Origin of the sequence: Commensalibacter papalotli (ex Botero et al. 2024) (assembly GCF_947179115.1) — a bacterium.
Taxonomy (GTDB): Bacteria; Pseudomonadota; Alphaproteobacteria; order Acetobacterales; family Acetobacteraceae; genus Commensalibacter; species Commensalibacter papalotli.
This window is the reverse complement of the sequence record NZ_CAMXCI010000014.1, coordinates 1-5,749: the sequence shown is the minus strand read 5'-3', so window position 1 is coordinate 5,749 and position 5,749 is coordinate 1. Positions and strand designations below refer to the sequence as shown.

The following is a 5,749-nucleotide window of genomic DNA, read 5'->3' as shown; positions in this document are numbered from 1 at the left end:
TGGAATATTTTGTTGTTTTTCCAAAATTAATAACGCAAGTTGTTCATCCCTTGAAAGCATTCGAAAAGCAGGATCATCATCATGTTTTCCACCATCAATCACCCACCGTTCCGAAGTTAAAGACTTATGCGAAAGAGTAGCAACCACCTTGGAAATATAGCCAATCGGATATTCTTTGCCCCATCCTGCCTCAATAGCTTTTAACACCACTTCGCCATCAAGCGCTGCTTCCTCAAACCAAACCTCAATCTGAGCCAAGGCTTTGGTCGCATCGATCTTGGCCACCTCTTGCAATCGCTTGCATGCCGTTTTCATAAAAGTTGAAAAGGTTTGATTGACTTCCCCTGTTAATTGTTCCTTTTTTCTTTTTTCTTTTTTAAATTCTATTTCTTTACTCTTTATAGAGGGAATCGCTGCAACCGTTGATTTTCCTGTATTTTTCCTACGATTATCGTACGATTTTCGTTCAGTTTTAGTACGATTATCGTCTGGCTGATGAATGTTATCCACAGGGATAGCACTATTTTGTGCTGGTGTGACAAGCTGCTCACGGGCAATATAACGACAATAAATCACTCCATTCTCATCAACTGAACAGACATTATTCTCTTTCAAAGCTTTGATTAATCGTTCGGCACGGTCTTTGCGAATACCAACACGTCTAGCAACCTCGCCAACGCTCATGGCTTTACCATTCACAATTAAAAAGCCTATTTTTTCACTGCGATGCATTAAACACAGCATATTGATCCATAACCCTTGTGCGTTTAAATCACAGCTTTGTAACGCTGGATCGTTAAGCCATTTATCCCAATAAAATTTACCCCAAGGAAATTTATGCATAACACATACCTCCCTTTGTATGGGAATAGGTTATCCCAAGATGACAAGGCTCTTTTATTGTTTGAAAGAAATGTGGTGCTGACAACGCGCCATCAGGTAAGGTTTGCAGCATCTTCTTTTCCAACAACAAATCAATCTGTTGTTGGATTTTTGCTTTTGTCAGGCCTGTTTGTTTACGAATAGCTTTATTTCTTTGAAAATCATTTTCGTAAAGAATTTCACCAAAAGGACCACTATCTTTTGTATGAAACATCATTCTAACCAATGCCATAAAAAATATTCCTAATTCATGGCTACATTGGTTTTCATTCAAATAATCCCCGATCTCTTGGGGTTCAGCCTTTACAAATTCATATTTTATCGCTAGCTTTGTCATTGCTCATTCCTTTTGGTAACCGAGCCATTGTGAAGGGCTTGGCGACTAAACTTTGCACCTTCACAATGATTAAATTGCACGATTATTTTTTGCATTACATCCCCAATGCACGACGATAAACATCAAATAGAGTTTCTTGTTCTTCTACTTCTGATGGTTCTTTTTTACGTGCGCTGATGATCCGTCTTATAACTGGCACATCAAACCCTGCTGATTTTGCCTCGGCGTAGATATCTTTGACATCATTGGCCAGACCTTTACGTTCTTCTTCGATACGCTCTATCCGTTCGATAATGCTGCGTAATCGATCCGCTGCAATTCCGCCAACTTCTGGTTTACTCATGACTTATCCTTTTTATTCATCAAATGCTCTTTGATTTTCTTAGCTAGGTTCAAATGTTGTTCCGCTTTATTCTTGAATGTCACAGCTTTGTTCAACAATCGATGCCCTATGCACTCATGATACTTATGCCGAAGGGAACTGATGAAAGACATGTTCGATTTCCTTACTTACTTGTTCTATTCTTTGCTGCAGGATCATTTCTTTGTGCTGCATATTTTGAATGGCAAGATCATTGAACTTGCGATAGGCCTTGGCCACCTGCATATAAATATGCACTGGTATGACTTTCCATTCAGAATAATAAAGCCGCTTGACCTGCCCTTCATTTAATCCAGTTTTGCGCGCCAAAGATCCAAACACAACTTTCAAGGATTTATCTTCCTCTAACTTTGCCATGTTTTTAATCATGAGTTGCGCTTGATCTGAAAACGCAGCTGCATTCATTTTTTCTTTCTCCGCAGAAAATTTTTCTCTCACCACAGAATTTTATTCCTCCATATTAACAATTAACAAATCGTTGCTAATATGGAGGTTGGAAAGCGTATGGTTAAAACAAATACAAACCACTACACCCTTAAACCACGCTTTCCCCTTTCCTCTCCAACAAGGAAAAGAAAGGGCAGAGTATGGTGGGAAAGGAATTTGACTCCCTTTCCCGTATGCCCCATGATGAAAGTTACAACACAATTACAATCATGGAGAAACGGTTATGAAAATTGAACTTTCTTACGCTATTGAATTATTGAAAAAACTTGAAGAGCATTTCCCTAAAAGTCTTCAAGAAGGACAACTCCATATAAATCAAGATGCAAAGAAAGTTGATGCTCATTTAATCTACCTTCTTGATGAATCTTTTATATTTAAATCCAAACTAACACTGCAAAATGGCCTATTTGTTGATAATTATAGAATTAATAGCAAAGGTATCAATTTACTGAATGGCTTTGATTTAAAATCCCAATTAACCAACCATTAAGAAAATCAGTTGAACGACCTTCTGAGATCAAACAAATCAATATGCCAAGTGTGTAAAATGCTCTTTACTAACCATTACCCCATCATTGATTTCAGAGGTTGTTACAAAACCCTTCAATTCTCCTTGTGGATCATCAACAATTTTAATTCCAAAAGCTTTTAATAAATCATTACTCATCCCTCTATCCTTTCCTTAACTTTTGGTCGTTCGATAAAATCTGGCCATTCTTTATCCTCTGGCCAATGATCAGAAAGCCACTCAACAGCTCGTTCATAATTGCGAACAGTGATAGTTTTTCCGTTTTGCAAATTATAAATTGTGTTACCTCGTTGAAAAATAGAATTAGAAAGAAATGAAACACTTACATTTTCCATCTCACAGTAATATTCACATAATTTTATAAGATTATTAATCATTCTATTCTCCTTAAAATATAATATTGGGAAAATTTTCCTAAGTCAATTATTTTTTCGGAAAATATGATTAATGATAATTTGTAAAATTCACCTTATAAACTTAAATTATGTCCGTAAAAAATTTACATGCTCTAATAAAAAAAATAGCAGAAGAAAAAAATGCCAGTTTAAGTGGAATTGGCATATCTGCTGGTGTTGGTCCAGATTTCATAAGAAAACTGGAATATGCTAAAAATGGCCCACCAATCGAAAAACTTATAAAACTCGCACACGCTTTAAATGTTGATATAAATATTTTCTTAAAAGCCCTAGACCACGATATTAAGTTTTCTCCTAATTCATCATTACAGCCAACAGAACTAAAAACAGTTTATATCCGTGGTGAAGTCCAAGCAGGAAAATGGACATCTGCTATTGAATGGCCACGTGAGGAATGGATACCAACTTTTATGCCACCTCACCCATTCTATGAGAAAATGAAACCTTTTGCTTTAAAGGTCAAAGGTGATTCAATGAATCTTAAATTCCCAGATGGTTCTATTGTCGTCGCTGTTAATTTTTGTGAGTTAGGACGCAACCCAGAAGATGGTGAATGTGTGGTTACTATTCGGCGTGACCCTTTAACGGACAACTATGAAGCCACTCTTAAAATTGTGCAAATCCGTGATGATGGTTCAGTTTTTTTGTGGCCACGTAGTAATAACCCTGACTTTATAAAGCCTATTCAGTTACCAAGAATGACCACACAATACCAAGGGAACGGTTTTGATGGAGATACTTCATCAGCCCCAGATGTGATGATCCAAAGCCTTGTTATTTCTGCCAATACCATTGTAGGAAAAGATAAGATATGACTGATCAACCTCAATCATTATTACAAAAATATCTAAAATTAAAAAAGCAAGAAGTAATAACTTGTCCTATTTGTGGGTGCAAAACTTTTGAGTATGAATCACCAGCAAATCCTATCTCACAAGATATTATCTCACCCCCCCAAAAAAAAGAAAACTTTAGGCAAGAAGGAATTGTACCTTTTTACTGGATGAGTTGTTTTGATTGTGGAAATTCCATATTCTTCCCAGTTGGTATGGTTGAAAAGTGTTTATACGAAAATGGCACTTCAATTGATGATTTACCTTTTTACTCTGAAATGTTAAAATGGAAAGAGAAAAACAATGTATAAGAGTAATAATATAGTTACATTACCTATAGATACTAAAAAGAAAAACTCTAAAAAAAGCAACGGGGATGGCGGAGGTGATGATATGAATGAACGTATTGTAAAACTGGAAAGTAATGTTGAACGTATCAAAGAAAAACTTGTCGATATTAATAAGGATATGGATAGACGTTTTGACGAAGTAGATAAACGATTTGATGCTGTTGATAAGAAATTCGATCAAGTAGATAAACGATTTGATAAACTGGACGCAAAAGTAGATAGGCTACCAACAGATGCTATTATTGATTTAAGAATCGCCAATCTAAAACTATGGATTATAGGATGCGCCTTTGCAATTCCATCTTTTATGGTCGCTTTAATCAAATTTTTTAATATTTTACACTAAATTCCAAAAAAATTTAAAAATAATTAGGAAAAAATTCCTTTATTGTGTTGACTTAGGAAAATTTTCCTATTATAACATCCCTATGACCACAACGGTCATGGGGATTTTGGTACAGACGCTGTTTATTGAATGCGTCGCCCCTATCAAGTTAAGGAATTTAATATGTCTGATACAGCAAAAGATTTATTTACATTATCCAATAAAGTTCGCATTAATAAACATCAATTACAAGTATTACGTAATGTATATATAAAAAAAATCAACGGACATATTATGACACATCTTTATCGACTACATGAAGATGGTTCTAAAATCAATATACACGAGATTAATAAAGCTGTTTCAGAACTTGAAGAAAGAAAGATGATTATTTGTCGTTTGACAGCACCATCCTTTAAAATGATTATCTATCCAACCAAAAAAGGTGAGCAAATTATACACAACGCCTTAAACAATAAAAAACAACAGATGATACTTGAATGTAACATAATTTAAACAAAAAGAGATTAGCCCTTCAACCTTCTATCCCCTCTTCCCCTCAATAAAGAAGGTATATTTCACCATGAGGCGATACAATACAAAGAATAAAAAAAACCGAGACCCACAAGGTAAACCATGACGGTGCCACGGTCTTAATCTTATTTACGGAGGAAGTTATGATTATTTTAGAAGATTTTTATGAAAATAACGATCTTGTAATCTCCAAAATCAACAACGAAATCATCGCTTGTTGTGGTTTTCAGATATTCAATGCAAGACATGCTGATAAATTGTTTGAAAAATTCAATATAAATCAAATTAAAAAACAACAAGCTCTTGATATGGTCAATGATGTTTCAGAAGAAACTGATTATATCAAACTTATAGAGCTAGATGTTAGATTTATAATTTACATTCACAATCCAAGTGAAGCAGTGCAAATAGAGGCTGTGAAGAAAATTGGAGATTCAATCCAATACATTCACAATCCAAGTGAAGCAGTGCAATTAGAGGCTGTGAAGAAAAATGGATATTCAATCCAATACATTCACAATCCAAGTGAAGCAGTGCAATTAGAGGCTGTGAAGAAAAATGGATATTCAATCCAATACATTCACAATCCAAGTGAAGCAGTGCAATTAGAGGCTGTGAAGAACGATGGATATTCAATCCAATACATTCACAATCCAAGTGAAGCAGTGCAATTAGAGGCTGTGAAGAACGATGGATATTCAATCCAATACATTC

General features: G+C 35.2%; 11 protein-coding genes and 1 pseudogene. 6 read left to right on the top strand and 6 right to left on the bottom strand.

Annotated elements, in window-relative coordinates; genetic code table 11:
• The 4 genes and pseudogenes from QMN76_RS10815 to QMN76_RS10800 form a co-directional block, all read right to left on the bottom strand.
• Positions 1–843, bottom strand: a pseudogene (locus tag QMN76_RS10815) (hypothetical protein); the annotation flags it as partial.
• Positions 836–1,219 carry a hypothetical protein gene (locus tag QMN76_RS10810; protein WP_282066032.1) on the bottom strand — a complete coding sequence of 128 codons (384 nt, stop codon included), beginning with the start codon at positions 1,217–1,219 and terminating at the stop codon, positions 836–838. The pseudogene QMN76_RS10815 and the gene QMN76_RS10810, both read right to left, overlap by 8 nt.
• 94 nt (positions 1,220–1,313) lie before the next feature.
• A complete protein-coding gene (locus tag QMN76_RS10805; protein WP_282066031.1) occupies positions 1,314–1,562 on the bottom strand; it encodes a DUF2312 domain-containing protein in 249 nt (82 codons plus the stop codon).
• A 123-nt stretch (positions 1,563–1,685) separates the two neighbouring features.
• Positions 1,686–2,042, bottom strand: coding sequence for a hypothetical protein (locus QMN76_RS10800; protein WP_282066029.1), 357 nt, complete (start codon positions 2,040–2,042; stop codon positions 1,686–1,688).
• A 229-nt stretch (positions 2,043–2,271) separates the two neighbouring features.
• Between QMN76_RS10800 and QMN76_RS10795 the strand changes: the two genes are divergently transcribed.
• Complete coding sequence (locus tag QMN76_RS10795) at positions 2,272–2,538, top strand: hypothetical protein (RefSeq protein ID WP_282066028.1); 267 nt, start codon at positions 2,272–2,274, stop codon at positions 2,536–2,538.
• A 36-nt stretch (positions 2,539–2,574) separates the two neighbouring features.
• Here the strand turns inward: QMN76_RS10795 and QMN76_RS10790 are convergent, their stop codons facing one another.
• Positions 2,575–2,715, bottom strand: coding sequence for a hypothetical protein (locus QMN76_RS10790; RefSeq protein WP_282066027.1), 141 nt, complete (start codon positions 2,713–2,715; stop codon positions 2,575–2,577).
• Positions 2,712–2,954, bottom strand: coding sequence for a hypothetical protein (locus QMN76_RS10785; protein ID WP_282066025.1), 243 nt, complete (start codon positions 2,952–2,954; stop codon positions 2,712–2,714). The genes QMN76_RS10790 and QMN76_RS10785 overlap by 4 nt, the downstream gene beginning before the upstream one ends.
• 107 nt (positions 2,955–3,061) lie before the next feature.
• Here QMN76_RS10785 and QMN76_RS10780 point away from each other — a divergent pair, with 107 nt between their 5' ends.
• From QMN76_RS10780 to QMN76_RS10760, 5 genes are all read left to right on the top strand, one after another.
• A complete protein-coding gene (locus QMN76_RS10780) occupies positions 3,062–3,808 on the top strand; it encodes a LexA family transcriptional regulator (RefSeq protein WP_282066024.1) in 747 nt (248 codons plus the stop codon).
• Positions 3,805–4,137: a hypothetical protein gene (locus tag QMN76_RS10775; RefSeq protein WP_282066023.1), complete on the top strand. Its 333-nt coding sequence runs from the start codon at positions 3,805–3,807 to the stop codon at positions 4,135–4,137. The genes QMN76_RS10780 and QMN76_RS10775 overlap by 4 nt, the downstream gene beginning before the upstream one ends.
• Positions 4,130–4,522, top strand: coding sequence for a hypothetical protein (locus tag QMN76_RS10770; protein WP_282066022.1), 393 nt, complete (start codon positions 4,130–4,132; stop codon positions 4,520–4,522). Before QMN76_RS10775 ends, QMN76_RS10770 begins: the two co-directional genes overlap by 8 nt.
• Positions 4,523–4,684: 162 nt before the next feature.
• Positions 4,685–5,017, top strand: coding sequence for a hypothetical protein (locus tag QMN76_RS10765; protein ID WP_282066021.1), 333 nt, complete (start codon positions 4,685–4,687; stop codon positions 5,015–5,017).
• A gap of 161 nt (positions 5,018–5,178) precedes the next feature.
• Positions 5,179–5,749: DUF4116 domain-containing protein (locus QMN76_RS10760; RefSeq protein ID WP_282066020.1), on the top strand; the 571-nt coding region annotated here is incomplete at its 3' end.

Excerpts from the sequence above, each read along its gene's own strand:
- QMN76_RS10810 (WP_282066032.1), bottom strand. The coding sequence starts at position 1,219 with ATGACAAAGCTAGCGATAAAATATGAATTTGTAAAGGCTGAACCCCAA.
- QMN76_RS10805 (WP_282066031.1), bottom strand. The coding sequence starts at position 1,562 with ATGAGTAAACCAGAAGTTGGCGGAATTGCAGCGGATCGATTACGCAGC.
- QMN76_RS10795 (WP_282066028.1), top strand. The coding sequence starts at position 2,272 with ATGAAAATTGAACTTTCTTACGCTATTGAATTATTGAAAAAACTTGAA.
- QMN76_RS10790 (WP_282066027.1), bottom strand. The coding sequence starts at position 2,715 with ATGAGTAATGATTTATTAAAAGCTTTTGGAATTAAAATTGTTGATGAT.
- QMN76_RS10785 (WP_282066025.1), bottom strand. The coding sequence starts at position 2,954 with ATGATTAATAATCTTATAAAATTATGTGAATATTACTGTGAGATGGAA.
- QMN76_RS10780 (WP_282066024.1), top strand. The coding sequence starts at position 3,062 with ATGTCCGTAAAAAATTTACATGCTCTAATAAAAAAAATAGCAGAAGAA.
- QMN76_RS10775 (WP_282066023.1), top strand. The coding sequence starts at position 3,805 with ATGACTGATCAACCTCAATCATTATTACAAAAATATCTAAAATTAAAA.
- QMN76_RS10770 (WP_282066022.1), top strand. The coding sequence starts at position 4,130 with ATGTATAAGAGTAATAATATAGTTACATTACCTATAGATACTAAAAAG.
- QMN76_RS10765 (WP_282066021.1), top strand. The coding sequence starts at position 4,685 with ATGTCTGATACAGCAAAAGATTTATTTACATTATCCAATAAAGTTCGC.